The organism is Rhizobium sp. LjRoot254 (genome assembly GCF_964254105.1).
GTDB lineage: Bacteria > Pseudomonadota > Alphaproteobacteria > Rhizobiales > Rhizobiaceae > Rhizobium_E.
On record NZ_CAXUSM020000001.1, the window covers coordinates 3,101,491 to 3,125,290 of the forward strand.

Annotated in this window: 21 protein-coding genes; 10 read left to right on the forward strand and 11 right to left on the reverse strand. The window is 62.9% G+C overall.

Annotated features, from left to right (window positions below):
• Positions 1-8: 8 nt before the first annotated feature.
• From hpaD to ACSQ26_RS15315, 3 genes are all read right to left on the reverse strand, one after another.
• Entirely contained in the window at positions 9-989 is a 981-nt protein-coding gene (gene hpaD, locus ACSQ26_RS15305) for a 3,4-dihydroxyphenylacetate 2,3-dioxygenase (protein WP_436010218.1), read from the reverse strand.
• Positions 990-1,039: 50 nt separating this feature from the next.
• A complete protein-coding gene (gene hpaE, locus ACSQ26_RS15310; protein ID WP_436010220.1) occupies positions 1,040-2,554 on the reverse strand; it encodes a 5-carboxymethyl-2-hydroxymuconate semialdehyde dehydrogenase in 1,515 nt (504 codons plus the stop codon).
• A gap of 73 nt (positions 2,555-2,627) precedes the next feature.
• Positions 2,628-3,020, reverse strand: a complete 393-nt coding sequence (locus ACSQ26_RS15315) for a 5-carboxymethyl-2-hydroxymuconate Delta-isomerase (RefSeq protein ID WP_436010222.1) — start codon at positions 3,018-3,020, stop codon at positions 2,628-2,630.
• A 130-nt stretch (positions 3,021-3,150) separates the two neighbouring features.
• On the opposite strand from ACSQ26_RS15315, the gene hpaR reads away from it, so the two are divergent.
• Positions 3,151-3,630, forward strand: coding sequence for a homoprotocatechuate degradation operon regulator HpaR (gene hpaR, locus ACSQ26_RS15320; protein WP_436015284.1), 480 nt, complete (start codon positions 3,151-3,153; stop codon positions 3,628-3,630).
• 3 nt (positions 3,631-3,633) lie between these two features.
• Here the strand turns inward: hpaR and ACSQ26_RS15325 are convergent, their stop codons facing one another.
• Genes ACSQ26_RS15325 through ACSQ26_RS15350 form a run of 6 tightly spaced genes read right to left on the reverse strand, consistent with a single transcriptional unit; the run spans position 3,634 to position 9,967 of the window.
• Positions 3,634-4,614 (reverse strand): phosphotransferase enzyme family protein, encoded by a 981-nt coding sequence (locus tag ACSQ26_RS15325; protein ID WP_436010224.1) that lies wholly within the window; start codon positions 4,612-4,614, stop codon positions 3,634-3,636.
• A 3-nt stretch (positions 4,615-4,617) separates the two neighbouring features.
• Positions 4,618-5,901: an aspartate aminotransferase family protein gene (locus tag ACSQ26_RS15330; RefSeq protein ID WP_436010226.1), complete on the reverse strand. Its 1,284-nt coding sequence runs from the start codon at positions 5,899-5,901 to the stop codon at positions 4,618-4,620.
• A gap of 1 nt (position 5,902) precedes the next feature.
• Positions 5,903-7,261: an aspartate aminotransferase family protein gene (locus ACSQ26_RS15335; RefSeq protein WP_436010228.1), complete on the reverse strand. Its 1,359-nt coding sequence runs from the start codon at positions 7,259-7,261 to the stop codon at positions 5,903-5,905.
• Positions 7,262-7,272: 11 nt separating this feature from the next.
• Positions 7,273-7,932 (reverse strand): HAD family hydrolase, encoded by a 660-nt coding sequence (locus tag ACSQ26_RS15340; RefSeq protein ID WP_436010230.1) that lies wholly within the window; start codon positions 7,930-7,932, stop codon positions 7,273-7,275.
• Complete coding sequence (locus ACSQ26_RS15345) at positions 7,929-9,182, reverse strand: Tm-1-like ATP-binding domain-containing protein (RefSeq protein ID WP_436010232.1); 1,254 nt, start codon at positions 9,180-9,182, stop codon at positions 7,929-7,931. The genes ACSQ26_RS15340 and ACSQ26_RS15345 overlap by 4 nt, the downstream gene beginning before the upstream one ends.
• The gene (locus ACSQ26_RS15350; protein ID WP_436010234.1) at positions 9,179-9,967 is read right to left on the reverse strand and encodes an IclR family transcriptional regulator; all 789 of its coding nucleotides are present in this window, start codon (positions 9,965-9,967) and stop codon (positions 9,179-9,181) included. Before ACSQ26_RS15350 ends, ACSQ26_RS15345 begins: the two co-directional genes overlap by 4 nt.
• Positions 9,968-10,255: 288 nt before the next feature.
• On the opposite strand from ACSQ26_RS15350, the gene ACSQ26_RS15355 reads away from it, so the two are divergent.
• Complete coding sequence (locus tag ACSQ26_RS15355) at positions 10,256-11,707, forward strand: APC family permease (RefSeq protein ID WP_436010236.1); 1,452 nt, start codon at positions 10,256-10,258, stop codon at positions 11,705-11,707.
• A 58-nt stretch (positions 11,708-11,765) separates the two neighbouring features.
• Complete coding sequence (locus tag ACSQ26_RS15360) at positions 11,766-13,244, forward strand: aldehyde dehydrogenase (protein WP_436010238.1); 1,479 nt, start codon at positions 11,766-11,768, stop codon at positions 13,242-13,244.
• A gap of 75 nt (positions 13,245-13,319) precedes the next feature.
• On the opposite strand, the gene ACSQ26_RS15365 is transcribed toward ACSQ26_RS15360, so the two are convergent.
• Entirely contained in the window at positions 13,320-13,832 is a 513-nt protein-coding gene (locus ACSQ26_RS15365; RefSeq protein WP_436010240.1) for a flavin reductase, read from the reverse strand.
• A gap of 10 nt (positions 13,833-13,842) precedes the next feature.
• A complete protein-coding gene (locus tag ACSQ26_RS15370) occupies positions 13,843-15,378 on the reverse strand; it encodes a 4-hydroxyphenylacetate 3-hydroxylase N-terminal domain-containing protein (RefSeq protein WP_436015286.1) in 1,536 nt (511 codons plus the stop codon).
• A 126-nt stretch (positions 15,379-15,504) separates the two neighbouring features.
• Here ACSQ26_RS15370 and ACSQ26_RS15375 point away from each other — a divergent pair, with 126 nt between their 5' ends.
• From ACSQ26_RS15375 to ACSQ26_RS15405, 7 genes are all read left to right on the forward strand, one after another.
• The gene (locus ACSQ26_RS15375) at positions 15,505-16,374 is read left to right on the forward strand and encodes a helix-turn-helix domain-containing protein (RefSeq protein WP_436010242.1); all 870 of its coding nucleotides are present in this window, start codon (positions 15,505-15,507) and stop codon (positions 16,372-16,374) included.
• A gap of 127 nt (positions 16,375-16,501) precedes the next feature.
• The gene (locus tag ACSQ26_RS15380) at positions 16,502-18,163 is read left to right on the forward strand and encodes an amidohydrolase (RefSeq protein ID WP_436010244.1); all 1,662 of its coding nucleotides are present in this window, start codon (positions 16,502-16,504) and stop codon (positions 18,161-18,163) included.
• 50 nt (positions 18,164-18,213) lie between these two features.
• A complete protein-coding gene (locus ACSQ26_RS15385) occupies positions 18,214-19,392 on the forward strand; it encodes an ABC transporter substrate-binding protein (protein WP_436010246.1) in 1,179 nt (392 codons plus the stop codon).
• Positions 19,393-19,599: 207 nt separating this feature from the next.
• Positions 19,600-20,469 (forward strand): branched-chain amino acid ABC transporter permease, encoded by an 870-nt coding sequence (locus tag ACSQ26_RS15390; protein ID WP_436010248.1) that lies wholly within the window; start codon positions 19,600-19,602, stop codon positions 20,467-20,469.
• On the forward strand, positions 20,456-22,171 hold the full coding sequence (locus tag ACSQ26_RS15395; RefSeq protein WP_436010250.1) for a branched-chain amino acid ABC transporter ATP-binding protein/permease: 1,716 nt from the start codon (positions 20,456-20,458) through the stop codon (positions 22,169-22,171). Before ACSQ26_RS15390 ends, ACSQ26_RS15395 begins: the two co-directional genes overlap by 14 nt.
• Positions 22,168-22,878, forward strand: a complete 711-nt coding sequence (locus ACSQ26_RS15400) for an ABC transporter ATP-binding protein (protein ID WP_436010252.1) — start codon at positions 22,168-22,170, stop codon at positions 22,876-22,878. The genes ACSQ26_RS15395 and ACSQ26_RS15400 overlap by 4 nt, the downstream gene beginning before the upstream one ends.
• Positions 22,879-23,008: 130 nt before the next feature.
• Positions 23,009-23,797, forward strand: a complete 789-nt coding sequence (locus tag ACSQ26_RS15405) for an SDR family NAD(P)-dependent oxidoreductase (protein WP_436010254.1) — start codon at positions 23,009-23,011, stop codon at positions 23,795-23,797.
• Positions 23,798-23,800: the final 3 nt, after the last annotated feature.

The window sequence follows — 23,800 nt, forward strand, 5'->3', positions numbered from 1 at the left end:
CTCTCTCCTCACGGTGCCACGATCGGCTGTGCTTTCAGGATCGAATCCTTGATTTCGGCGCCCCGGAACGAGCTGCCCTCCTCGAACCACGATTTCGGCGCGGGCGAGCCCCAGAGCGTCTGACGCTGCGGGTCCTTGAGGTCCCACTTGATCGGTTCGAGATCGGGATCGACCGTCTGGTAATCCGAGCAATAGATCTCGATGCGGTGACCGTCGGGATCGCGGATATAGAGGAAGAACGCGTTGGAAATACCGTGCCGGCCCGGACCGCGCTCGATATTCGCCAGCCAGCCGGTGGTCGACATCAGGTCGAGCAGGTCGATGATGTTGAGCGGCGTCGGCACCCAGAAGGCGGTGTGATGCAGGCGCGGGCCGCGGCCATTGGTGAAGGCCATGTCATGCACGCCGCCCTTGCGGTGCGTCCAGGCAGCCCATAGGCGGCCGGTTTCCTCATCGGCGGTGTATTCGGTCACGCGAAAGCCGATTTCATTATAGAAAGCGACGCTCTCGTCGACATTGGGCGAGAAGCAGTTGAAGTGATCGATCCTGAGCGGCTTGACGCCTTTATAGAGAGCGTATTTCTGGTGGATCGGCGGCAGGCGGTCCATCTTCGAATAGAATTCCAGCGGAATGCCATGCGGATCGCGGGTGCGGAAGGTGCGCGACTGATAGGGCCGTTCAACCCATTCCACCGGCTGGCCCTTGCCCCTGAAGAAGTGCTCGGCCTTGTCGAGATCGTCTTCCGAGAACACCTTGAAGCCAAGGTCGCGGGCTTCCGCCTCGCCGGATTTCTTGAGCACGATGCAGTGGTGCCCCCGCTCTTCCATGGCGCGCAGATAGATCGCGTCTGATGTCTCGTCGGTCACCTGCAGGCCGAGCGTATCGACATAGAAGGCGCGAGACTTGGCGAGATCGGTGACGGCGAGTTCGACATGGCTGAGCCGTACGATGTTGAAGGGCGGGTAGAGATTGGGTGTGGGCAGAGCCATTATTTCCTCCTCGGATTGATTATGCAGCGAGTGACCGGCGCAGGGTCACGTCAGCCGTCGAGCTTCTGGATCGCATGCGCCGTGTTGGCAAAGGCGATGTTCTTGGTTTCCATGTAGAAATCGAAGGACCAGTCGCCGCCGTCGCGGCCGATGCCCGAGCTCTTGACGCCGCCGAATGGTGCCGGCAGGTGGCGGACATTTTCGGAATTGACCCAGATCATGCCGGCCTCCAGCGCATCGGTGAAGCGAAAGGCACGCGTGACATCATTGGTCCAGAGATAGCCGGTCAGGCCGTATTCGACGTCATTGGCGAGTGATAGCGCCTCTGCCTCGTCCTTAAAGGGAATGGCGGTCAGCACAGGCCCGAAGATTTCTTCCTGGGCGATCCGCATCTTGTTGTTGGCGCCGGTGAACAGCGTCGGCGAGACGTAGCAGCCGCCGCCCGGACCGGCAAATTTTCCGCCACCGGCGGCGACTGTCGCGCCTTCGGATTTGCCGATCTCGATATATTCCAGCACCTTCTTCTCATGCACGGGATGGATGAGCGGGCCGATCACCGTTTCCGGATCGAGCGGATGACCGACCTTGATCCGCTTGGCCTTCTCCGCGACCAGCGCCGTGAACTTGTCATAGACACTGTCCTCGACCAGCAGGCGCGAGGACGAGGTGCAACGTTCGCCGTTGAGCGAATAGATCATAAAGACCGCGGCATCCGCCGCCCGTTCGAGATCGGCATCGGCGAAGACCACGACGGGGTTCTTGCCGCCGAGTTCGAAATGCACGCGCTTCAGCGTATCGGCACCCTGTTTCATGATCATCGAACCGGTGCGGCTTTCGCCGACGAAGCCGATGGCCTTGATATCGCGGTGCTCGGTCAACGCCTTGCCGGCGTCCTCACCGAAACCGTTGACGAGATTCCAGACGCCCTTGGGCAGGCCGGCTTCTTCGGCGATTTCGACTAATAGCCGCGCGGTGAGCGGCGAGAATTCCGCGGGCTTGTGGACGATTGTGCAGCCCGAGGCCAGCGCCGGGGCAATCTTCCAGGTCGAGAGCATGAAAGGCGTGTTCCACGGCGTGATCACGCCGACGGGGCCGATCGGCACGCGGGTTGTCAGATTGACCTGGCCGGGGCCCCGCAGCGCCTTGCCATCGCGCGCTTCCGGCGCGCGGTCGGCGAAGAAACGGAAGTTCTCCGCGCCGCGCAGGGCGGCCTTGGCCATGAATTTCAGCGACTGGCCGGTATCCATGCATTCGACGAAGGCGATCTCTTCCGCACGCGCGACGATGGCGTCGGCGATCTTGTGAAGCAGCTTTTTGCGCGCCGTGCCGTCCATCGCGGCCCAAGCCGGAAACGCAGCCTTGGCGGCCTTGGCGGCGCGGTCGATGTCGGCGCTCTTGCCGAGCGCCACGGTGGCGAGCGGCTTGAGATCGACGGGCGAGATCGTCTCATAGGTCGCGCCGTCGGAAGCCCAGACATCCTCGCCGGCGATCCGGTTCATCACGCCCTTTTCGAATTTGGCGAGATAGGCTTTCGCCTTGGCGATGTTTTCGTCGAGCTGCGACATTCTCTACTCCGTGATATGGCGGTTGCCCGCGCATCTCGTTCGAGGCGCGCGGGCATCCCGGGAGGGATTTCGTTCAGCCTGCTTTCCGGCGCAGGCGGGGATGGATGGCGTTTTTCTTCCAGCTGAGATCCGGGTCGATCTCGCGGATTTCGAGCGTCAGGGCAAAGTGCGGCGTTTCGAACAAGGGCGCGAGAAACTGATTGACCGTCGCGAATATCGCCTCGCCTGTATGGCGTTTTTCCTCCGCGCTTCGACCCTTGCCGATACGGAACGACATGTCGATAAAGCCATTCTCCGGCAGCAAGTCGGCCACGGCATAGGCATCGCAGCGGATCGCCCGCACGCGCACTGCTCCAAGCTCGAACAGGCCGGTACCCATAATGGTGCCGTGCACTGCGGCGCAGAGCGCGGCAAAATCGACGGCACCGTCCAGATTGGCCGAATATTCCATCGTGAAGTGCGGCATCGATCCTCCCGGGATGCTTTTATACTTAACATGTTAACGTTATTCGGAGCTGTGTCAAGCGGATTGTGACGCGGGGCTCGATAGGTTCCGCCCAATTGCAAAGAGCCTCGAAATGGACCATAGACGCTCCATGACCGAACGTGCTGCCAACAAGATCAAGCTCTCGCAGGACGCGTTCCTGCCTCCCAACACCCGCCGCTCCCTGCCGATCGCGCTGCTTCGTGCACGCGAGGCGGTCATGGGCCATTTCCGTCCGATGCTTGCCGAGCACGACATCACCGAACAGCAGTGGCGCGTGATCCGCATCCTCGCCGAGGCCGGCACCGTCGATGCCTCGGAAATGGCGGACCGCGCCTTCATCCTGGCTCCGAGCCTCACCCGCATCATCCGTTCGCTCGAGGAGCGCGGCATCATCACCAAGCACAAGGATGAGAACGACGGCCGCCGCGTTCTGCTGCAGATCACCGCATCCGGATTGGCGATCATCGACGAGGTCGCGCCCGAAAGCCGGCTCATATATGACAGGCTCGAAAAGCGTTTCGGCCGCGAAAAGATCGAGCAACTGCTCGACATCCTGGACGAAGTGGCAACCTTCAACGAAGCGAAATAGCCGTTATCCACCGAGTGCAGCCGCCAGTTCCCGGGCATCGCCGACATAGCGCGCCATGCGATCGGCGGCATCGGGCAGTTCGGGTCGCTCTCCCGCCCAGCCGATATAGGTGAGACCGCGAAGCAGCAGGAACAGTGGCAGATGGGCGAGCGTGGCTTCCTCCAACTCTCGCCGGGACCGGTAGCCTTCCAGCAGCGAAGACCTGATCAACGTATAATGCTCTTCCTGCCGGTTGCGCAGCAATGTCGTGGCGATGTCGAACAGCCGCCAGCCATAGCCGCAATCGTCGAAATCAATCAACGCCACGCTGCCGCCGTCGAGCAGCACGTTTTCGCGGACGAGGTCGGCATGGATCAGGCCGAAGTCGAGATGGGTTGCAACAGCCTGAAGCCGTTCCCGCAGACGCGGGCGGAGGTCGCCAAGGAACCGACGGTCACTGGCGGACAAGGCGCCGCAATCCCAGAACCGGCCCCAGAGCGGACCATCGCCCAGCAGCCCTTCGGCATCCCAGGCAGGCCGATGAAACTCCGCCGGCGGAGCCCAACGATCCGCCGCGTTGTGCATATCCGCCATCACTCCGCCGAGCGCGCGGTAAATGACGGCGAGTTCTCCGGGCGAATGCTCCAGCGGCTTCCCTGTCTCGCCGATCTGCCTGCCCGCAACCCAGCCGATCAGGTCGGCGAACTGCGGCTCCCTGCCCGCGATGGCAACCAGCAGCTCGCCATCGACAGCAGGCAGCGGCTGCGGCACGTGCAGTCCACTACGGCGCAGGTCGTTCATCCACAAAAGCTCCGATCGAAGCGATTTTTCCGAATGATAGCCCGGCCTGTGCAGCCTGAGCGCTGCGTGGCGGCCATCGGCAAGCCTGACCCTGAACACCGCGTTCTCGCGATATTTCAGGAGCTCCGGCTGTTGATCCGGCAGGCCCCATTGGCCAAGCGCCTGCCGTGCCATGCGCTTGAGTTCATCCATTGCAACCGCCATCGCTCAGAGTCCCGACAGCACGTCGTCGAGGACCGACAGCATGAAATCGGCATTCTCCTTCGAAAAGGGCATCGGCGGCCGGATCTTGGTGGCGTTCTGATGGATGCCGAGCTTGCCCATCAGCACGCCACGTTCGCGCATCTGGTTGATCACGCGCGTGGCAACATCCGCGGCTGGCGTCTTCTCCGCCCGGTCGAGCACCAGCTCTGCGCCGAAGAACAGCCCTGAACCGCGCACATTGCCGATGATCGAGTGCTTTTCGGAGAGCTTTGCCAGGCCCGCGACGGCATAGGCACCGACCTCTCTCGCGTTTGCTTGAAGCTGCTCGTCGTCGAGCACATCGAGCACCGCCATCGCCGCCGCACAGGACACCGGGTTGCCGCCGAACGTGTTGAAATAACGGAAAGCTTTGCGGAAGGCGTTCAGCGTTTCCGCATTCGCAACCACGCCGCCGATTGGATGGCCGTTGCCCATCGGCTTTCCCAACGTCACGATGTCAGGCACGATGCCCGCGCGCTGGTGCCCCCACATATGCGTGCCGGTGCGGCCGAAGCCCGGCTGCACCTCGTCGGCAATCAGCAGGCCACCGGCTTTCTTCACGATCGCGGCGGCCTTCTGGAGGAAGCCTTCGGGAAGCTCCGGAAAACCCTCATTGGCAAAGAACGGATCAATGATGAGCGCGGAAAAGCCGTGCGGCGTCTCGTTCAGCGAAGCGATGGCACCTTCGATTTCCGCCGCCCAGGCATCGGTGAAAGCCTGACCGGGCTCGCCGCCGAGCGGACGATAGCCATCCGGCGCCGGCACATGGCGCACATGTCCGCCGTAGCCGCCGACCGGCGGCATCCGGGTGGAGAGCTGCGACACCGCCGTCGTGTTGCCATGATACGTATGGTCCGTGGCGATGACGCCGGTCTTGCCCGTCACCGCCTGCGCCATTCGGAGCGCGATATCGTTGGCCTCGCTGCCGGTGCAGGTCAGGATCGCGGTATCGAGGCTCTTGTCGAAGGTCGCCGTCAGCCGCTCGACATAGTCGAGAATGCCTTCATGCAGATAGCGCGTATGGGTGTTGAGGACAGAAGCCTGGCGGCAGATCGCCTCCACCACCCTCGGATGGCAATGACCGACATGAGGCACATTATTGTAGCAGTCGAGATATTTGCGGCCGTCCGCATCCCAGAGCCAGACCCCCTCACCTTTCACGAGATGGACGGGATCCTGGTAAAAGGTCGACATGTTGCGGCCAAGCAGTTTCTCGCGCCGCGCGAGGAGTGCGTCGTTACCCGCCATCTCAGCGTCCTTCCGCAGCCGAAAGGCCGGCGTCAAGCGCCGTGATGATGCGTCCTACATCGGCGGCGGTGATGACGAGCGGCGGCGAGATGATGACATTGGCGCCCGAAGTGCGGACCATGACCCCCGCCTCGTAGGCGGTGTCATAGACCTTCTGCACGACGTCCTTGGCCGCACTGGTCTTCTTCGCCCGGTCGGAAACCAGTTCAAGTGCGGCCATCAGGCCGATCCCTCTGATATCGCCGACCAGTTCGTGCTTGGCCTTCAGGCCTTCGAGCCCCGCCATCAGCTCGGCCCCGCGCGAGGCGGCGTTTGACGCAGTATCGATCCGAGCGGTTTCCCGGAGCGTCGCCAATGCGGCGGCGGCCCCCACCGGATGACCTGAATAGGTATAGCCGTGGCCGATGGACCCGAAGCTGGTCTTGTCGGCCTCGAAAACCGTCGCGACCTTTTCCGAGATCATCACCGCGCCGAATGGGAAATACCCGTTTGTGATAGCCTTGGCCGTCGTCATCAAATCAGGCTTTGCGCCCCACAGGCGCGAACCGGTCCATGCGCCGGTACGCCCGAAGGCCGTGATGACCTCGTCGGCGATGAGGAGGATGCCGTGACGGTCGCAGATTTCGCGCATCAGCGGCATGAACGTCTCATGCGGCACGATCACGCCACCGGCACCCAGCACCGGCTCCATGATGAAGGCCGCGATCGTATCGGCGCCCTGGAAGGCGATCTCGTCCTCGAACTGGCGGGCGATGGCGCGCGCGATTTCAGCCGGGTCCGAAATGTTGAACGGATTGCGATAGGGATAGGGCGCGGCGAGATGAAACACGCCCGGCAGCAGCGGCTCGTAGTTGCGGCGGAAGTTGGAATTGCCGTTGACCGAGGCGCCGCCGAAATGGGTGCCGTGATAGCCCTTCTTGAGCGCCACGAACTTGGTCCGCTCGGGCTGGCCGTTGATCTTGTGGAACTGGCGGGCGAGCCTGAGCGCCGTCTCCACGGAATCCGAACCACCCGAGGTAAAGAAGGAGCGCGTGAGGCCATCCTCCTTGAACCATTCGGCGAGCTCGTAGGACAGTTCGATCAGCGGCGAATTGGTGGTGCCGCGAAAAGTCGAGTAATAGGGCAGAGCATCGAGCTGGTCGCGGATCGCCTGCTTCACCGGTTCGCAGGAATATCCCAGATTGACATTCCACAGGCCGCCCACCGCGTCCAGAACCGTCTTGCCGTTAAGGTCGGTGACTTCCACGCCGGCACCGGCATTGATGATGCGGGGCGGCTTGGCCTGCATCTCGGCCGGGTGCGCCATCGGATGCCAGAGATGACGGGCATTGTTCTCGATCAGGAAGTTGGTCTCGCGCATCTTATGTCCTTTCAAATTCCAAGCAGGCGCAATGCCTGGGCATAGCCGTCGGCCGGGCGGGTCACGTCGAAATGCACATGCGGCAGATCGACGGCCTCCGCGCCTTCGATGTTCTTCCTCTGGTCGTCGACGAAAACGCAGTTCTTCCGTTCGAGCCCGAGTTCCGCGAGCACCTGTTCATAAGCGCGTGGATCGGGCTTGAGGATCTTCGTGTAGGTCGCATCGACGATCACGTCGAAAAGATCGATCAGCGGGAAGCGCTTGCGAAACTCGACGCCATAGAAGAGATCGAGTTCATTCGACAGGATGGCCAGCCGGATGCCTTCGGCCTTGGCCTTCAGGATCGCATCACGCGCTTCGGGCCTCAGCACCAGCTCCGGCTCGGCGCCACGGGCGCGCTGGACGAAGGTCTTCATGTCGGTCCATTCCTCGCCGACGAGCTTGCCGACTTCTCTTGTGCGGGTCATCCAGTAGTCGCGCTCGGTGATCTCGCGCGCCTGCATCGCAGCCCAGAGCGGATCGGTCGATACGTCGAACGGACCGCGCCACGTCAGCGTGTCCGGCTTCAGGCCGAGCGCGCGCTCGGTCTCGCCATGCGTCTCGAACAGCGTCCGGGTGATGACGCCGCCGAAATCGAGGATGAGAGCTTTTTCAGAGTTCGGAACGGTCACGGCCGACCTCTCGGAACCACGCCTGAGGCGACCCAGCGGTCGAAGATTTCCAGCGCCCTGGCGGAAAATTCCGGCGCGTTGATATGTGCACCGACCTCTTCGAATTCGACCGTTGCCGGAACCACTTTTCGCATTTCGTCAAGGAAGGCTTCCAGCGCTTCCGGCTCGTGCAGCGGCTCGCCGTCCTGGTCCCATTCCTGGACGCCGCGTGACGGCAGGATGAGCGCGACAGGCGAACTTGCCGATGCGAGTTTTGCCGCGACTACGCGGGCAACTTCGCGACGCCCCTCCGGCGAAGTGGTGACCGATCCGATCAGCCGATTATGGGCGTGATATGGCCGATCGGCGAAATGCGGCGGCAATGTCTGCCAGGCCTGAAGGTCGACCATATCCACAGCACCCGGCGCCACGATTTGCGGAATGCCGGCGCGGCCCGCATTCTCCATGCGATCCGGTCCCGACGTCACGACCGAACCGTTGTGGTGGTTGGTGACCTCCTGGAGGCAGAGATCGAATACCGCCGCAAAGCCCTTCTGCCCAGCAATCGCCTCATAGGCACGGCCACCCATGCCCGTGGCGTGAAACACCGCTACGTCATAGCCGCGCTTCTCAAGTTCCGGCTTCAGGATCTTCATGTATTTGAGGCAGGACGAACCAAGCGAGGTCATGCCGATCAGCGGCCGCTCGCCACCGGGTCTGATGCTGGCCTTTGCCGCACCCACCACCGCACCACAGGCCTGCGACAGCACCGCGCGGCATATGGGATTGAGACCGTAGAGACCGCCGGCCCAGAGGATCATCATCAAATCGGGCGCGATGCGCTCCGGCGGCAGCAGATGGGAATAGGCAATGGTCGATATGATGAACTTCGGCACACCGAGCGGCAGCGCCGCCGCCGCATCGAGCGCCAGGTCGGTGCCCATGGAGCCGCCCAGCACGATCAGCCCATCCACCTCCCCGGCGGCGTGAAGCCGTTCGACGAGCGCTGCGGTGCCCTTGGCCATCAGCGCCATGGCACTGTTCTCGTCACCGCTGTCGATGATCGCCTCGATTGTCGTGCCGGCCGACGCTGCAATATCCAGCCGTGAATAGTCCGACATGTAGGGTGGATCGCCGAGCACGCTGACATCGATCATGACAGGAAGTCCACCGGCCTTGCCGATGACATCCGCCATGAACAGAAGTTCTTCGCTCTTGGTATCGCCGGTGCCGATCACCAGAATGTTGGGAATGCGAGCGCTGCCGCTCATCCAATGCTCCTCCTCAAGGGCGGCGCGCTCTGCTGTTCGCGATCGGCGCCGAAGAATGCGTCTGAAATCCGTTTGGCCGCGGCGGCGGCTTCGAGACCATGCATGCGGATCTTCTCCGCATCCGTGCGCACGAGCGGTGCCGCGATGGTAACGCAGCCCACCGGCCGGCTGCCGGATGCCCGGATCGCGGCGGACGCGCTGATCACGCCGGCTTCCATGCCCTGCCGGTTGACCGAATAGCCGTTGGCCTGGGTTTCCGCGATCGCCTGGCGGAACGCGGCGGGATCCTTGATCGTATAGCCGGTGAAGCCCGGCAAGGGGCCCGTGAGCGCGGCCTCGATGTCACTTGGGGGGCAAGCCGATATGAAGGCAAGTCCTGAAGCTGTCGCATGGAACGGCAGCAGCGTTCCAATCGCCACGAAGACGCGATGCGCCTTGGTCGAATCCTCGACATGCACGGTCGAGAGCCGCCCGCCGGTGAATTCTGAGAGATGCACCGTCTCGTCGACCTTCTCGGCCAATTGCCTGACGAAGGGCGCCGCGGTGCGAAGGAACGGATAGCGCGCCTCGCGGATGCGGCCGAGGCGCACCGGCGCCGAACCGATCCGGTATTTCCTGGTGTCGGCAAGCTGTTCGACGAAGCCGTGCTTCTCGAGCTCCACAAGGAAGCGCCGCGTCGTTGCCTTGTCGAAACCGCATGCCTCGGCGATCTCGGTCAAGCCGGCCTCCCTCTCCATCAGCGACAGTGTGTCGAGCAGTGTCAACGCTTTGCCGATCGTTCCCATTTCTCTCGATTCCTCATGTGTCCGGACGCCCGTTCCGGTGTCCGAAGTGGTGATTTTCCACCCGCCAGCGCGCCTCCCAAGGCGCCGAGATACTTAACATGCGAATTAACTTGACAGGAAGCCGAACTATTTGCAAGTCTATATTTGAAGCACAGGTTCACATATTGAACCACATGAGATGACCGCGTCACAAGGACAAAAAGCAACCGGGACGCGCCGCCTCGAACTGGGAAATGCCGCGAGATCGGCAGACGACAATCGCAAGTCATCAAGGGGAGCTTACGCGATATGGACATCAACAACGCATCCGGCAGCGGTCAGAACCAGCTGCGCAAAAACAGCCTCGGCGTGGCGGCCGTCACCTTCCTGGTCGTTTCCGCGGCCGCCCCGCTGACCGCGGTCGCAGGCGGCGTGCCGCTTTCCATGCTGCTCGGGAACGGAGCCGGCATTCCGCTGGCATTCCTGCTCGTCACCCTCATTCTGCTGCTGTTCTCCGTCGGCTATGTCGCGATGGCGCGCCACATCCGCAACGCCGGCGCCTTCTACGCCTATACGGCGCAGGGCCTCGGCGGCATGATGGGCGGGGCTGCCGCGCTCGTCGCGATCCTTGCCTATAATGCGATGCAGATCGGCGTATTCGGCCTGTTCGGCGCGGCAACGGCGGGTTTCTTCGCCGGCATCGGACTTGAGCTGCCCTGGTGGGTCTGGACCTACATCGGCATCGCCATCGTCGCGGTTTTGGGCTACAGGCGCGTCGATCTGTCGGCCAAGATCCTGACCGTTCTGGTCATTCTCGAATATCTCGTCGTATTGGTCATCGACGCGGCGATCCTGCTCAAGGGCGGCGATAGCGGCCTGTCGGCCGTGCCGTTCACGCCTGCGGCTTTCTGGAGCGGGGTGCCGGCGATCGGCATCCTCTTCTGCTTTGCCGCCTTCATTGGCTTCGAGGCTACCACGATCTATAGCGAGGAAGCCCGCGAGCCGCAGCGCACCGTTCCGCGCGCAACCTACATTTCCGTGCTGCTGATCGGCTTCTTCTACATGCTGACCTCGTGGCTGATGGTCAATGGCGCCGGCGTCGACAAGCTGGTGCCCGAGTTGCAGGGCCTTGCCGATCCGACGACGTTCCTGTTCGGTCTCGGCGACCGCTATGTTGGCAACGGCATCGGCACCGTCATGAGCATCCTGCTCATCACCAGCCTGTTCGCCGGCGTGCTGGCCTTCCACAATGGCGTCGCGCGCTACATGTATGTCGCGGGTCGCGAAGGCTTGCTGCCGAAATCGGTGGGCGTCACCCATCCGGTGTTCCAGAGCCCGCATGTCGGCTCGATCATCCAGACCGTGATCGCCGTGCTGGTCGTCGCCCTCTTCGCCTTCACCGGACAGGATCCGGTCCTCGGGCTCTTCTCGTGGCTCACAAATGTCGGGACGCTCGCGATCATGCTTCTCATGGCATTTACAGCCTTTGCCATCGTTGCTTTCTTCAGCCGCAACCCTAACCTCGAAGGCAATCTCTTCGCGACCAAGGTGCTGCCCATCGTCACCGGCCTTATTCTTCTGGCGCTGGTGATCTATATTGCGGTGAATTTCGGTCCGATTGCCGGTGCGAGCGGCTTCCTCGCCGTGTTCCTTCCGGGCCTCGTCGTGATCGCCGCGATCATCGGCTTCGCGCTCGCGGCACGGCTGAAATCGGCCGACTCCGCCGGCTTCGCGCAGCTTGGCGCCGGCCAGGAAGCCTGACAAAACCAGACTATGATGGCGGGCGCCTCGCCCGCCATTATTCTTTGAGGATAGAATGATGCAGGACAAGATCGACCAACTCCGCATGCAGGCAATCGCGCCGCAATTGCTGTTCATCGGCGCAGCATGGCGCGCGCCATCCAGCGGAGCCGCGATGGACGTGATCTCTCCGATCGATGGCAGCGTGCTGACCACGATTGCCGATGCGGGCGCCGACGATGTCGATCTTGCCGTCAAGGCCGCGCGTACAGCCTTCGAAAAGGGGAACTGGTCGAGGGCCGCACCGGCCGAGCGCAAGAAGACCCTGCTCAGGATTGCCGACCTGATCGAGAAAAACGCGCTCGAACTGGCCGTGCTCGGCGTTCGCGACAACGGCACCGAAATCTCGATGGCATTGAAGGCGGAGCCCGGCAGCGCCGCCGGCACGTTCCGCTACTATGCCGAGGCGATCGACAAGGTTTATGGCGAGATCGCGCCGACGGCGGAGAATGTCCTCGGCCTCATTCATCGCGGACCCGTGGGCGTGGTCGCGGCGATCGTGCCCTGGAACTTTCCCATGATGATCGGCGCCTGGAAGATCGCTCCGGCGCTTGCGGCCGGCAATTCCGTGGTGCTGAAACCGGCCGAGGGCGCTTCGCTCTCGCTGCTCAGGCTTGCTGCACTTTGCGCCGAGGCCGGGCTTCCGGACGGCGTGCTCAACGTCGTCACCGGCCGCGGCGCCGTGTGCGGCGAAGCGCTCGGGCTGCATATGGATATCGATGTCCTGGCATTTACGGGCTCCGGTCCGGTCGGCCGGAGGCTGCTCGAATATTCCGCCCGCTCCAACCTCAAGCGCGTCTATCTCGAGCTTGGCGGCAAGTCGCCCAATATCGTGTTTGCCGATGCGCCCGACATGGACCAGGCCGCCAAGGTCTCCGCCTATGGTATCTTCCGTAATTCGGGGCAGGTCTGCGTTGCCGGCTCGCGACTGCTCGTCGAGCGATCGATCCACGAAGAATTTTCCGAAAAGGTCGCAGGCATCGCCGCGAGCATGAAGGTCGGCGACCCGCTTCAGGTTTCGACCGAGGCCGGCGCAATTTCCAGCGAAATCCAGTTGAAGAAGGATCTCGGCTTTGCCGATCAGGCACTGTCGGAAGGCGCTGCACTACGTACCGGCGGCAAGCGCATCCTGGAGGAAACCGGCGGCTTCTACATGCAGCCGACGGTGTTCGACGTGACACCCGACATGACGCTTGCGCGGGAAGAAGTCTTCGGGCCGATCCTGTCGATCATCCCCTTCGAGACCGAAGAGGAGGCGCTGAGGATCGCAAACGGCACCGATTACGGCCTCGCCTCGGCCGTCTGGACCTCGAACCTGTCGCGCGCCCACCGCATGGTGCGCGGCATCAGGGCGGGCGTCGTCCATGTCAACACCTATGGCGGCGCCGACAACACGGTACCACTCGGCGGCATCGGGCAATCCGGCAACGGCCACGACAAGTCGCTGCATGCGCTGGAAAAGTATGTGGATCTCAAGACTGCGTGGATACAGTTGTAAGCGAATAGCGAATAGTTGCCGAGGGCAAGAGCCAATCAACTATTCACTATCCAACTACTCGCTACTCGCTCTTGATTACCCGCCGAAACTGCCCACCTGCGTCGGCACGTTCACGTAACTGCGGTTGAAATAGAGCAGCGCATTGCCATCCTCCCGCGAACGGATGCCAACGACCTGACCGATGAAGATGTGATGCGTGCCGACCAGGCGCGCTTCAGTCAGGCGGCAATCGAAGGATACCATCGCATCCATCAGCGCCTGGCTGCCTGACGGCATGTCGATCCATTGGGCGGCGGCATAGCGTGCAGCCATATCGGCCTGGCGACCGGCGAAATAACCGGCCAGTTCCTGATGGTCATCGGCCAGCACGTTGACGCAGAAACGGCGGTTCTCGAGGAACAGCCCGCATTGCGCCGATTTGCCGTTCATGCAGACAAGCAAAGTCGGCGGTTCGTCGGTGACGCTGCACATCGCCGTGGCGGTAAACCCGCCACGGCCCGCGGCACCATTGGTGGTGATCACATTGACCGGCGCGCAGACGCGCGCCATGGCGTCGCGGAACTCGGTCTTGGAAACAGCCTCCTCCATCTGACTCTCCTCAGCCGTTCAGCGGCGGCAGCCATGTGTCGCCGGTCCAGCCATTCTCGTCGTAATCGCTCATGCAGGTATCGACCAGCGCTTCCATCTCGCGCAGGCGGCCGCCCCGCTCGGCGCCTTTCAGCACCTGCAGGCGGACCTCTTCCGGCGCACCGGCATAATTCAGCTCGTAGAGCGCGTGGCGACCGCCGAATTCGGTACCGGTCGCATCCCAGAGCAGTTTCATGATCTTGATGCGCTCGATATGGCCCATATCGTTGGAGCCGCGGACATATTGCGCGAGGTAACGATCGATCTCGGGATTGTTGAAATCCTTGGCCGAGGACGGCAGGTAGATCAAGCCCGACGCGATCACCCGGCGCACGGTGTCGATGACGCGCGGATAGGCTTCCGACATGAAGGTGCGGTAGGAAAGCGCCGCCTCCATGTTAGGCAACACGGCCCCGTTCGCCCATGGCTGCGGATTGTAGGCCATGGCATTCGAGAAGCTCCAGAACATGTGTCGAAGCGCGATCACCTCGCCGAGCGCCGCCTGGTTGCCCCGGAATGCATCGCCGCCCGTCGCCCGCAAAGCTTTTGCCAGCAGGCCGGCAAGGAAGTCGAGCTTCACCGCAAAGCGTGTGCAGCCCTGGAAACAATAGCCGTGCATGAAGCCGGATGCGGGGTGAAACGACAGGATCTTGGCCGCGTCCCTGAGAACCAGCACATCCTCCCAGGGTACGAAGACGTTGTCGAGCACCAAGATCGCGTCATTCTCATCGAAACGCGACGACAGCGGATAGTCGAACGGCGTCCCGACCGTGTTGGCCGTCTCTTCGTAGGAGACACGGCAGAACATCTTGATGCCGGGCGCATTCATCGGCACGATGAACATGACGGAGAGCGACGGGTCTTCGGTGACCGTCGCCGAGCTCTGGGCAAGAAAATTGTAATGCGTCAGCGCAGACGATGTCGCCACCACCTTGGCGCCGGAGACATAGATGCCGGCATCCGTCTCCTTGGTGATGTGGACGAAGACGTCCTTCACCGCGTCGGCCGGCTTGTGGCGATCGATCGGCGGATTGACGATCGCGTGGTTCATGAACAGCACGGATTCCTGAGATCGCTTATGCCAGGCAAGGGCGTTGTCCTTGAACTGACCGTACCAGTCGGCGTTGGCGCCGAGCGTGTTCATCAGCGCCGCCTTGTAGTCGGCGGTTCGGCCCATCCAGCCATAGGACATGCGTGCCCAGTCGGCGATGGCGCCCTGCTGGGCCACCAGTTCAGCGGAGGACTTGGCGACGCGGAAATATTTGTGGGTATAGCCGCCATTGCCGGTATCGGTCGGCGAGGTCAGGCGTTCCTTTGTCTTTTCGGCATGCAGCGCATCGTACATCCGCGCCAGCGACCGGACGGAGTTGCGCATCGAGGGATGGGCCGTGACATCGGCCACCCGCTCGCCGTTGATATAGACCTCACGGCCATCACGCAGCGAAGCCAGATATTCCGCACCGGTTAGCGGACGGGATTTGTCGGCGCGGAAATCCTCCGCCAACATGGCAGATCGGCGATCCTGAATATTCATTGAAACTCCTCCTGTATTAATTTTCATGTTAAGTATTTTGCGCTTCCCCTTCCATGCACAGAATGGCAAAATCGCTTGTACTTTTTTCTGATAGGCCACATGTCAAACACCATCCCAAGCTTCTTCGTCTATGGCGAAGCCGATCGTCCCCTCGAAGTCGGATTCATGCATGTCGAGACGGTCATGGCGCGCAAAAATGTGCATCTCGGCCGCGTCGAGGCTCATCAGCATGCTCGTCTGGCGCAGATTACCTTCTGGACGAAGGGCCATGGCACATATTTCATCGAGGACGAACGGTTGGATTTTTTGGCGCCGGCGGTGAGCTTCGTTCCGAGCGGCGTGATCCATGGTTTCACGGTCGAGCCGAGCGAGACGGATGCCATCGTCGTCTCGATCGCCGACAGCGCCCTGGCTCCGCTCCGCGAGCGCACGATCCTGCCGCTGGACACACCGCTGATGATATCGGGCAACGCCGGTGCCGCCGGCTGGACCAGGCTTGCGTCAATGATGGACATGATCGCGGACGAATATCGCGACGGCCGGCCGGGAATGGAGAAGGCGCTTGCAAGCCTTGCGGCGGCTGCGCTGACCGAAATCGGCAGGTTCGGCACCCCGGCACCATCTGAAGCCATGGCGGTCCACACCATTCTCGCCTCGGAGTTCCGGCGCCTCGTCGATCTCCATTTTCGCGATAACTGGCCCGTGGAGCGTTACGTGGCGGAACTCAACACAACACCGCACCTGCTGGCCAAGGCCTGCCATTCCGCGTTCGGGCTTCAGGTCAAGGAATTCCTCAACGAACGCAGGCTGCTCGAGGCCAAGCGCCTGCTGCTCTTCACCGTTCGTCCGCTCGAAGACATCGCCTTCGAGATCGGCCTCCGGGACGCCGCCTACTTCTCGCGGTTCTTCAAGGTCCGGGCGGGACTGCCGCCCAGCGAATGGCGGGCCCGGCATCTCTCTGGACAATAGGCCACGGCATTTTCTTAGTCGTCGATATATTTAACGTGTGAACTATGTTGACACGCCTCCAAACCCGCGTCATTCTAACTATTGAATGTGCGGTTCACATATTGAACCAGCCTTGGAGGAAGCAAGCATGTCGCATGGTGCCGGTCGCGCCGACCTCATTCTCACCAATGGACGGATCTACACCGTCGATCCGGCGAAGCCATGGGCCGAGGCTGTCGCGGTGGCCGGCGGCCGGATTCTCGCGGTGGGCAGCCATGCCGAGATCTCAGGCTTTGCGGGCTCCGCAACGACCACCGTCGATCTCCAGGGCCGCATGGCGATGCCCGGCTTCGTCGATGTCCACAACCACATCATGATGGGCGGACAGGCCGATCTCTTCGAGACCCAGATAAAGGCCGGAGCCACGGTCGATGACATCTGCGCCCACGTGCGCGGCCAGGCGGAAAACGCGGCCCCCGGCCAGTGGATCGTCGCCAACCAGTGGGGCGCCGATATGATGGCGGCGCTCAACACCCAGGCCGCGCTGGCCAGCTTGGACGCGGCAAGCCTCGGCCATCCCGTATTGCTGCGCGACGAGACCATGCACAATCGCTGGGTCAATAGCGAGGCGATGCGCCTGTCGGGCATATCGGACAACCAGCCCGATCCGCCGGCCGGCGCGTTCGGCCGCGATCCGAGGACCGGCCGCCTGACCGGCCTGCTGATCGAATCCGCTGCCGGTATCGTCGAGCGCGCGGCCGCCGACCATTTTACTGAAGCGATGGGAGAGGCCGCGGTGGCGCGCGCCGTGGAGATCGTCAACGCCCATGGCGTCACCGCCTTTCAGGACGCCGCCTCGGTGCTGCCGATCCTCAAGGCGCTTGCCAATCTCGACCGCAAGGACAAGCTGACGGCATGGGCCGTCACCTCGTTGCCGCTGATCGAGCCGAGCTTCATGTTCGGCCTTTCCGGCGACGAACTGCTGGCACTTCGCGATCAATATCGCACCAGTCATGTCAGGCCGAACTTCACCAAGATTTTCCTCGATGGCGTGCCAGGGGCGCAGACGGCGGCCTTCCACGACGCCTATATCCAGGACTCCGCTCATCCACCTGGCCATCGCGGCGAGGTGCTCGTCACCTATCCGGAACTCGTCAGGCATATCGACAAGTCCGAGAAGCTCGGCATGGGGCTGAAGATCCACTGCACCGGCGACTATGCCGTGACCGAGATGCTGGATGCGGTCGAGGCGGTGCGGCATTTCAACGGCCCCGCAAAGGTTCTGCATCACATCGCCCATGCGAGCTACATTCGCGCCGATGATATCAGCCGCTTTGCCGAGTTGGGCGTGGTCGCCGACCTCTGCCCGATGATCTGGTATCCGACGACCTTCCTCGAGGGCCACAAGGCGGTGATGGGCGAGGAGCGCGCCACGCGATTCTGGCCGATCGCCGATCTCAGAAAATCCGGCGCGTTGCTTGCCGGCGGCTCGGACTGGCCCGTTATCCCCGTGCCCGATCCCTGGCATGGCATCGAGGGCATGGTGACACGCCAGAACCCGTCGGGCGCCTTCCCCGGCGTCTCGCTCTGGGCGGAGCAGGCGATCGATCTCGCCTCGGCAATCGAGATCTACACGCTCAATTCGGCAATCGCCATGGGCATCGATGGCGAGACCGGTTCACTCGAGCCGGGCAAGTCAGCCGATGTCATCGTGCTCGACCAGAATGTCTTTGAAATACCTGCCAACCGGATCGCCGACACCCAGGTGCTGACGACCTACTTCGAGGGCAAGGCTGTCTTTCAGCGATAACTACCGGCGGAGAGGAACCGCCGTACTTCAAAAACAGGAAAGGGAACGACATGACGATCAGACTTATCATCCCGACGCTCGGCGCGGCCGTGTTCGGCCTCGCGCTGTCTGGCGCCGCGGCACTTGCCGCACCGACCTGCGAGAACGGGCCGATCCAGATCGGCAGCGTCTCGACAATCACCGGCATTGTCGATTTCTCGGATGCCCCGAAGGCAGCGGCCGCCGTTTTCGAACAGCTCAATGCGGCCGGCGGCATCAACGGCTGCAAAATCGAATACACGATGGCCGATGACAAGGCCGACCCGCAGGTCGCGGCCCAGTCCGCGCGCGACCTGATCGACAACAAGGAAGTCGTGGTTCTTGGCGGCGGCGCCAGCCTGCTCGATTGCGCGGTCAATGCCGGCACCTACAAGAAGAACGATCTTCTTTCGGTCCAGGGCGTCGGCGTCGATCCGCTCTGCTTCAACGCACCGAGTGTCTCCCCGGTCAATGTCGGGCCCTATACGCTGACCACGGTCATGCTGGACTATGCTTCGAAGAATCTGAATTCCCAGAAGGCCTGCGCCTTCTTCGCCATCATCGGCGGCACGCAGGAGGCTTACGCCAATGCCGTCGCCCAGTGGGAAAAGATGAGCGGCAAGAAGATCGCCCTCGTCGACATGACGCTTCCGCTGCAAGGCGACCTGACCCCCTATGTCATCAAGGCGCGCGACGCGGGCTGCGATGCCGTGCTGACGAACCAGGTCGAACCCGGCGTGGTGCAATGGGTGAAGACCGCCGAAGCGCAGAAGATCTCCGGCATCAACTGGATGTTCCTTGCTCCCGGCTATACCGAGGGTGTCGCCAAGGCGCTCGCCGGCAGCCAGCAGCCGATCTATATCGGCACCGAATGGGAGCCCTACACCGAAGCCAGCGAGGCCAATGCCGACTGGATCAAGACGATGGAAACGGCGGGCCTGCCGAAGACAGCGTTTTCCCAGGGCGGCTACATGGCCGCCAGGGTGCTGATCGACACGATCTCGGGCATCGAAGGCGAAATCACCCGCGAATCCGTGACGGCCGCTCTCAAGGAGGGCAAGGAGCTGAAATATCCGATCGCCGGAAGCGCGTATGTCTTCGGCGATGCCGACAGCCATTCATCGATGCAGGCCTCCAAGATCATGCAGCTCGTGGGCGGCAAATGGACGGTGAAGTCGCCCGAGTGGTTTACCCTGCCCAAGGCTGAGTGACTGAATAAGACCCCGCCCCAACCCCTCCCCACAAGGGGGAGGGGCTTAACCTGCCGCACCGTCTCATGCTCACCGATGGCCACCCAATGCGGAGCGAGCGGCGATGGATTGGGAGGGTGCCACGGCTTGGCCCCTCCCCCTTGTGGGGAGGGGTTTCGGGGCGGGGAACTACTTGCGCTGACGTATCAAACTAACCGGAGCTCCGGAATGAACTCTCTCTTCACATCCGCGGTCGCCGGATTATCCGCCGGCGGCGCCTATGCCATCCTCGGGGTATGCGCGATCTTCACCTACCGGCTCGTGGCCGTGGTCAATTTCACCGGCGCTGCGATCGGCGCCTCCGGCACGTTCGCGATGGTCGCGCTCTACGAACTGGGCATGCCGCTGCTGCCGGCCGCCCTGCTCGGCATTGTCGCAGGCGCCTTCGCGGCGGTATTGGTGGGCCTCGTCATGACGACATGGTTTGCCAACAGCAGTGCTTCGACGAAAGCCGCCGTCACCGCCGCCCTCCTCGTCGGCATCATCGCCATCGGTCTTCGCCTCACCGGCGGCCAGCATCCCCATTTCTTCCCTGAGCTTATCCCGGGCTCGGCCTTTCGCCTCGCTGGCGTCGAGGTCACCTGGGCGGCAGTGGTGACACTCCTGATCTCCGTCGTCTTCACGGTGGCGACCGAACAGTTCCTCGCGCGCACCCGTACCGGTCTTGAACTTCGCGCCCTGTCACAGCGCCCGATGGCGGCCGAACTGATCGGTATCCGCGTGCGGCTTCTCGCACTCGGCGTTTGGGCGCTGATGGGCGCGGTCACGTCCTTCGCGCTGATGATCATAGCTCCACTGCGCTCGCCGGATTTCATGTCGCTCAGCCTGCTGGTGGTTCCGGCCCTGGCCGCGGCATTGATCGGCGCCTTCGTGAGCTTCCGTGCAGCGCTTCTCGGCGGCGTCATGATCGGTGTCATCGAGGGCCTCGCGAGCGGCCTCGATGCGTTCAGCCAGTATCGCTCGACCGTTCCCTTCCTTGTCATTCTTGCCGTCCTTCTCTGGTCGCAAAGAGGAGCCCGTTGGGATGAAGCACGCTAGCATCCGCGCGGCCGCGACGACCGCCTTCTCGCTCGTCGTCCTCGGCGCTCTCGTCCTGGTCCTGCTGCCCAAATACTGGGTATTCCTGATCACCGCGGTCTTCATCGTCGGAATTGCGCTGCAGAGCCTGGGGCTGGTCACCGGCCGCACCGGCATGATCTCGCTCTGCCAGATGTCCTTTGCCGGCGTCGGGGCCTGGGTGACCGGCTATCTCAATCTCATCGAAGCGCCCGGCGGCCTGATCGCCTGGGTCCTGGCCGGCGGGCTTGCCGCGGTGCCGGTCGGCGTGGCGATCGGCCTTCCCGCGCTACGCCTGCGCGGCATCAATCTCGCCATTGTCACCCTCGGCTTTGCCGCGGCCTTCGACACAGTGCTGGCAACGATCACATTCCCGGGCCAGACCTCCTTCACACAGGTCGTCCGCCCCGAACTCTTCGACAGCGATCGTGGCTATTTCGTCTTCATTCTCGGATTTTACGGCATCATCGCCGTGGTTCTGGAATTCGTGAGCCGATCGAGGCTTGGCGCATCCTGGCTCGCGGTGCGGCATTCCGAGCGAGCCGCCGCCGCCCATGGCGTCAGCATTCCGCGGGCAAAGCTCAGCGCGTTTGCGATCAGCGCTTTCATCTCGGGCATTTCGGGCGGCCTGCTCGCCGGCTATCTCGGCACGCTCGTCGCCGAGAATTTCAGCATGATGCAGTCGCTGGCGCTGTTTGCCGTGTCGACCATGGTGGGTGCGCATTTCACGGTCGGCGCGATCATCGGCGGCATTCTGATCACGCTCTTTCCGGAACTTCTGAGAAGGCTGAGCCTGCCGCAGGATGTCGGTAATGTGTTCTTCGCAGTGGGCGCGGTGCAGGCACTTTCCACCGGGGAGACGATCAGCGAGACCTGCGCACGGCTCGGACGCAAATGGCTTCCGAAACGCATGACAGCCTCGACCTCGGACCTCTCCGGTCATCTGCCAGCAGCGGTCGCGCATGAAGGCGGACTGGCGCTCGAGGTCTCGGATCTGACCGTCCGCTATGGCGCGGTCGTGGCACTCGACAAGGTCAATCTCAGGGTTCCCGCCAGGACCGTCGTCGGCTTGGTCGGACCGAACGGTGCGGGAAAATCGACCATGGTCGATGCCATCGCCGGCTTTCTCGCCCATTACGAAGGCTCGGTGAAGCTGAACGGCAAGCCGCTCGAAGGCTGTTCGGCCACAACGCGCGCGCGCGCCGGCATCCGTCGCACCTGGCAGACGACCCGAATCGCGCCCGAACTTCGCGTCGGCGAGTATATCCGCCTAGCTGCCGGCCCGATCGGCGACGCGGAACTCGCGGCGATCCTGCAATGGTTCGACTGTCCCCCTGCGGAAACCCCCATCGCCTCTGTCGATGCCGGTACGCGCCGCCTGCTCGATGTCGCCGGCGTCGTGGCCGCCCGCCCGCCTGTCATATTGCTCGATGAGCCCGCAGCCGGCCAATCCTACGACGAGGCGCTGAAGCTCGGCGCGCGTATCGCCGCAATCCCGGAGAAATTCGGCTCGGCTGTGCTGCTGATCGAGCACGACATGGACCTTGTACGGCGAGCCTGTTCGGCCATCACGGTATTCGATTTCGGGCGGGTCATCGCCAGCGGCACGCCGCAGGCCGTGCTCGCAATGCCTGTTGTGCAGAAGGCCTATATGGGCATCGAACTCGAGGAGGCTGCGGAATGACCACGCTCCTGGTCAACGGCCTCATCGTCAACCGCTCCGGGATTCCCGTCGTGCGCGGCGTCGATCTTGAAGCCAGGAGCGGCGAGATCAGCGTGCTGCTCGGTTCGAACGGCGCTGGCAAGACCACGCTGCTCGAAAGCCTTTCCGGCATCATTCCCGTCGCGGGTGGTTCGGTCGATTTGGATAGTGTCGCCCTGGCGAAGCTCAGGCCCGGAATCCGCGCACGCAGCGGGCTCAGTCATGTCGAACAGGGCCGCACGGTCTTCTCGGAGATGACCACGGAAGAGAATCTCCGGGTCGCGCTCAATCCCGCCAGCGACCTGCGGGAAGCCTACGATCTCTTTCCCGAACTGCTGCAGCGCCGCGGTATCAGGGCCGGGATGCTGTCGGGAGGAGAACAGCAGATGCTGGTGATCGCGCGATCGATCGTCACCCGTCCGAAGGTGATCATGATCGACGAAATGTCGTCGGGTCTGGCGCCTGTCGTGGTCGGCCGCCTGATGGCGGCGGTCCGCAGGCTCGCCGACAATGGCATGGCCGTACTGCTGGTCGAGCAGTTTGCGACGCTGGCGCTCGCCATCGGCAACCGCGCTTATGTGCTGCGGCGCGGCCGGATGGTCTATGACGGCGGGTGTGATGCACTCGCCAGGGATCCGGCGCATCTGCATCGCCTCTATCTCGGCGACGCCGGCCAGACTGCGGCTTGAACCGAGCGGCGGGTTCTGCCCGCCTTCCTTTTGCGCGGATTTTTCACGCTCGGACAAATCCGTGTTCATGCTGGGGAAAGCCGCCGCACGGTCCTTTTGCTAGATTGCCAATCACGCAGGGAGGAAACTCATGAAATTCCAGGACAAGACCGCTGTCATCACCGGCGGCGGCACCGGCATCGGCGCCGCCGTGGCGCGCCGGATCGCGAGCGAGGGCGGCAGAGTGGCGTTGATCGGCCGGCGCCGGGAGCCACTGCAGGCGGTGGCCGACGAGATCGGCGCCGCCGTCGTCCAGGCGGATGCGGCCGACACTCCCTCGATGAAGGCGGTCGTCGCCATGATCGTCGAGATGTTCGGCGGCATCGACATCCTGATCGCCAATGCGGGCGGGCACGGCATGGGTCCGACAATCGAAATGTCCGATGAGACCTGGGCGCTTGCCACGCGGCTCAATCTCAACACCGCCTTCGTCAGCACACGCGAATGCCTGCCGCAACTCATTGCGCGCCGAGGGAACATCGTCGTGCTCGCCTCGATCGCCGGGCTCTTTGCAGGGCCGGATGCGGCCGGCTACGTCACCATGAAACACGCCTGCATCGGGCTCGCGAAGTCGCTTGCGCGTGATTACGGCCGCAAGGGGGTTCGCACCAACACCGTCTGCCCCGGCTGGGTGACGACGCCGATGGCCGACGAGGAAATGCAGTTCGTGATGGAAAAGCACGGCCTGGGCTCGATCGAAGAGGCTTACCGGCTGGTGACGAAGGATGTGCCGCTCGGCATGCCAGCGCATCCGGAGGACGTCGCCAATGCCGTGTGCTTTCTCGCCTCGGCCGAGGCACGAATGATCAACGGCGCGATCCTGACTGTCGATGGCGGCGCGGGCACCGTCGACCTGCCGACGCTTGCGATGGTCGACTGACAA

Excerpts from the sequence above, each read along its gene's own strand:
- ACSQ26_RS15370 (WP_436015286.1), bottom strand. The coding sequence starts at position 15,378 with ATGTTGGCGGAGGATTTCCGCGCCGACAAATCCCGTCCGCTAACCGGT.
- ACSQ26_RS15380 (WP_436010244.1), top strand. The coding sequence starts at position 16,502 with ATGTCGCATGGTGCCGGTCGCGCCGACCTCATTCTCACCAATGGACGG.
- ACSQ26_RS15315 (WP_436010222.1), bottom strand. The coding sequence starts at position 3,020 with ATGCCGCACTTCACGATGGAATATTCGGCCAATCTGGACGGTGCCGTC.
- ACSQ26_RS15365 (WP_436010240.1), bottom strand. The coding sequence starts at position 13,832 with ATGGAGGAGGCTGTTTCCAAGACCGAGTTCCGCGACGCCATGGCGCGC.
- hpaD (WP_436010218.1), bottom strand. The coding sequence starts at position 989 with ATGGCTCTGCCCACACCCAATCTCTACCCGCCCTTCAACATCGTACGG.
- ACSQ26_RS15390 (WP_436010248.1), top strand. The coding sequence starts at position 19,600 with ATGAACTCTCTCTTCACATCCGCGGTCGCCGGATTATCCGCCGGCGGC.
- ACSQ26_RS15330 (WP_436010226.1), bottom strand. The coding sequence starts at position 5,901 with ATGGCGGGTAACGACGCACTCCTCGCGCGGCGCGAGAAACTGCTTGGC.
- ACSQ26_RS15385 (WP_436010246.1), top strand. The coding sequence starts at position 18,214 with ATGACGATCAGACTTATCATCCCGACGCTCGGCGCGGCCGTGTTCGGC.
- ACSQ26_RS15355 (WP_436010236.1), top strand. The coding sequence starts at position 10,256 with ATGGACATCAACAACGCATCCGGCAGCGGTCAGAACCAGCTGCGCAAA.
- hpaR (WP_436015284.1), top strand. The coding sequence starts at position 3,151 with ATGACCGAACGTGCTGCCAACAAGATCAAGCTCTCGCAGGACGCGTTC.
- ACSQ26_RS15345 (WP_436010232.1), bottom strand. The coding sequence starts at position 9,182 with ATGAGCGGCAGCGCTCGCATTCCCAACATTCTGGTGATCGGCACCGGC.
- ACSQ26_RS15335 (WP_436010228.1), bottom strand. The coding sequence starts at position 7,261 with ATGCGCGAGACCAACTTCCTGATCGAGAACAATGCCCGTCATCTCTGG.
- ACSQ26_RS15350 (WP_436010234.1), bottom strand. The coding sequence starts at position 9,967 with ATGGGAACGATCGGCAAAGCGTTGACACTGCTCGACACACTGTCGCTG.
- ACSQ26_RS15360 (WP_436010238.1), top strand. The coding sequence starts at position 11,766 with ATGCAGGACAAGATCGACCAACTCCGCATGCAGGCAATCGCGCCGCAA.
- ACSQ26_RS15325 (WP_436010224.1), bottom strand. The coding sequence starts at position 4,614 with ATGGCGGTTGCAATGGATGAACTCAAGCGCATGGCACGGCAGGCGCTT.
- hpaE (WP_436010220.1), bottom strand. The coding sequence starts at position 2,554 with ATGTCGCAGCTCGACGAAAACATCGCCAAGGCGAAAGCCTATCTCGCC.
- ACSQ26_RS15395 (WP_436010250.1), top strand. The coding sequence starts at position 20,456 with ATGAAGCACGCTAGCATCCGCGCGGCCGCGACGACCGCCTTCTCGCTC.
- ACSQ26_RS15375 (WP_436010242.1), top strand. The coding sequence starts at position 15,505 with ATGTCAAACACCATCCCAAGCTTCTTCGTCTATGGCGAAGCCGATCGT.
- ACSQ26_RS15400 (WP_436010252.1), top strand. The coding sequence starts at position 22,168 with ATGACCACGCTCCTGGTCAACGGCCTCATCGTCAACCGCTCCGGGATT.
- ACSQ26_RS15405 (WP_436010254.1), top strand. The coding sequence starts at position 23,009 with ATGAAATTCCAGGACAAGACCGCTGTCATCACCGGCGGCGGCACCGGC.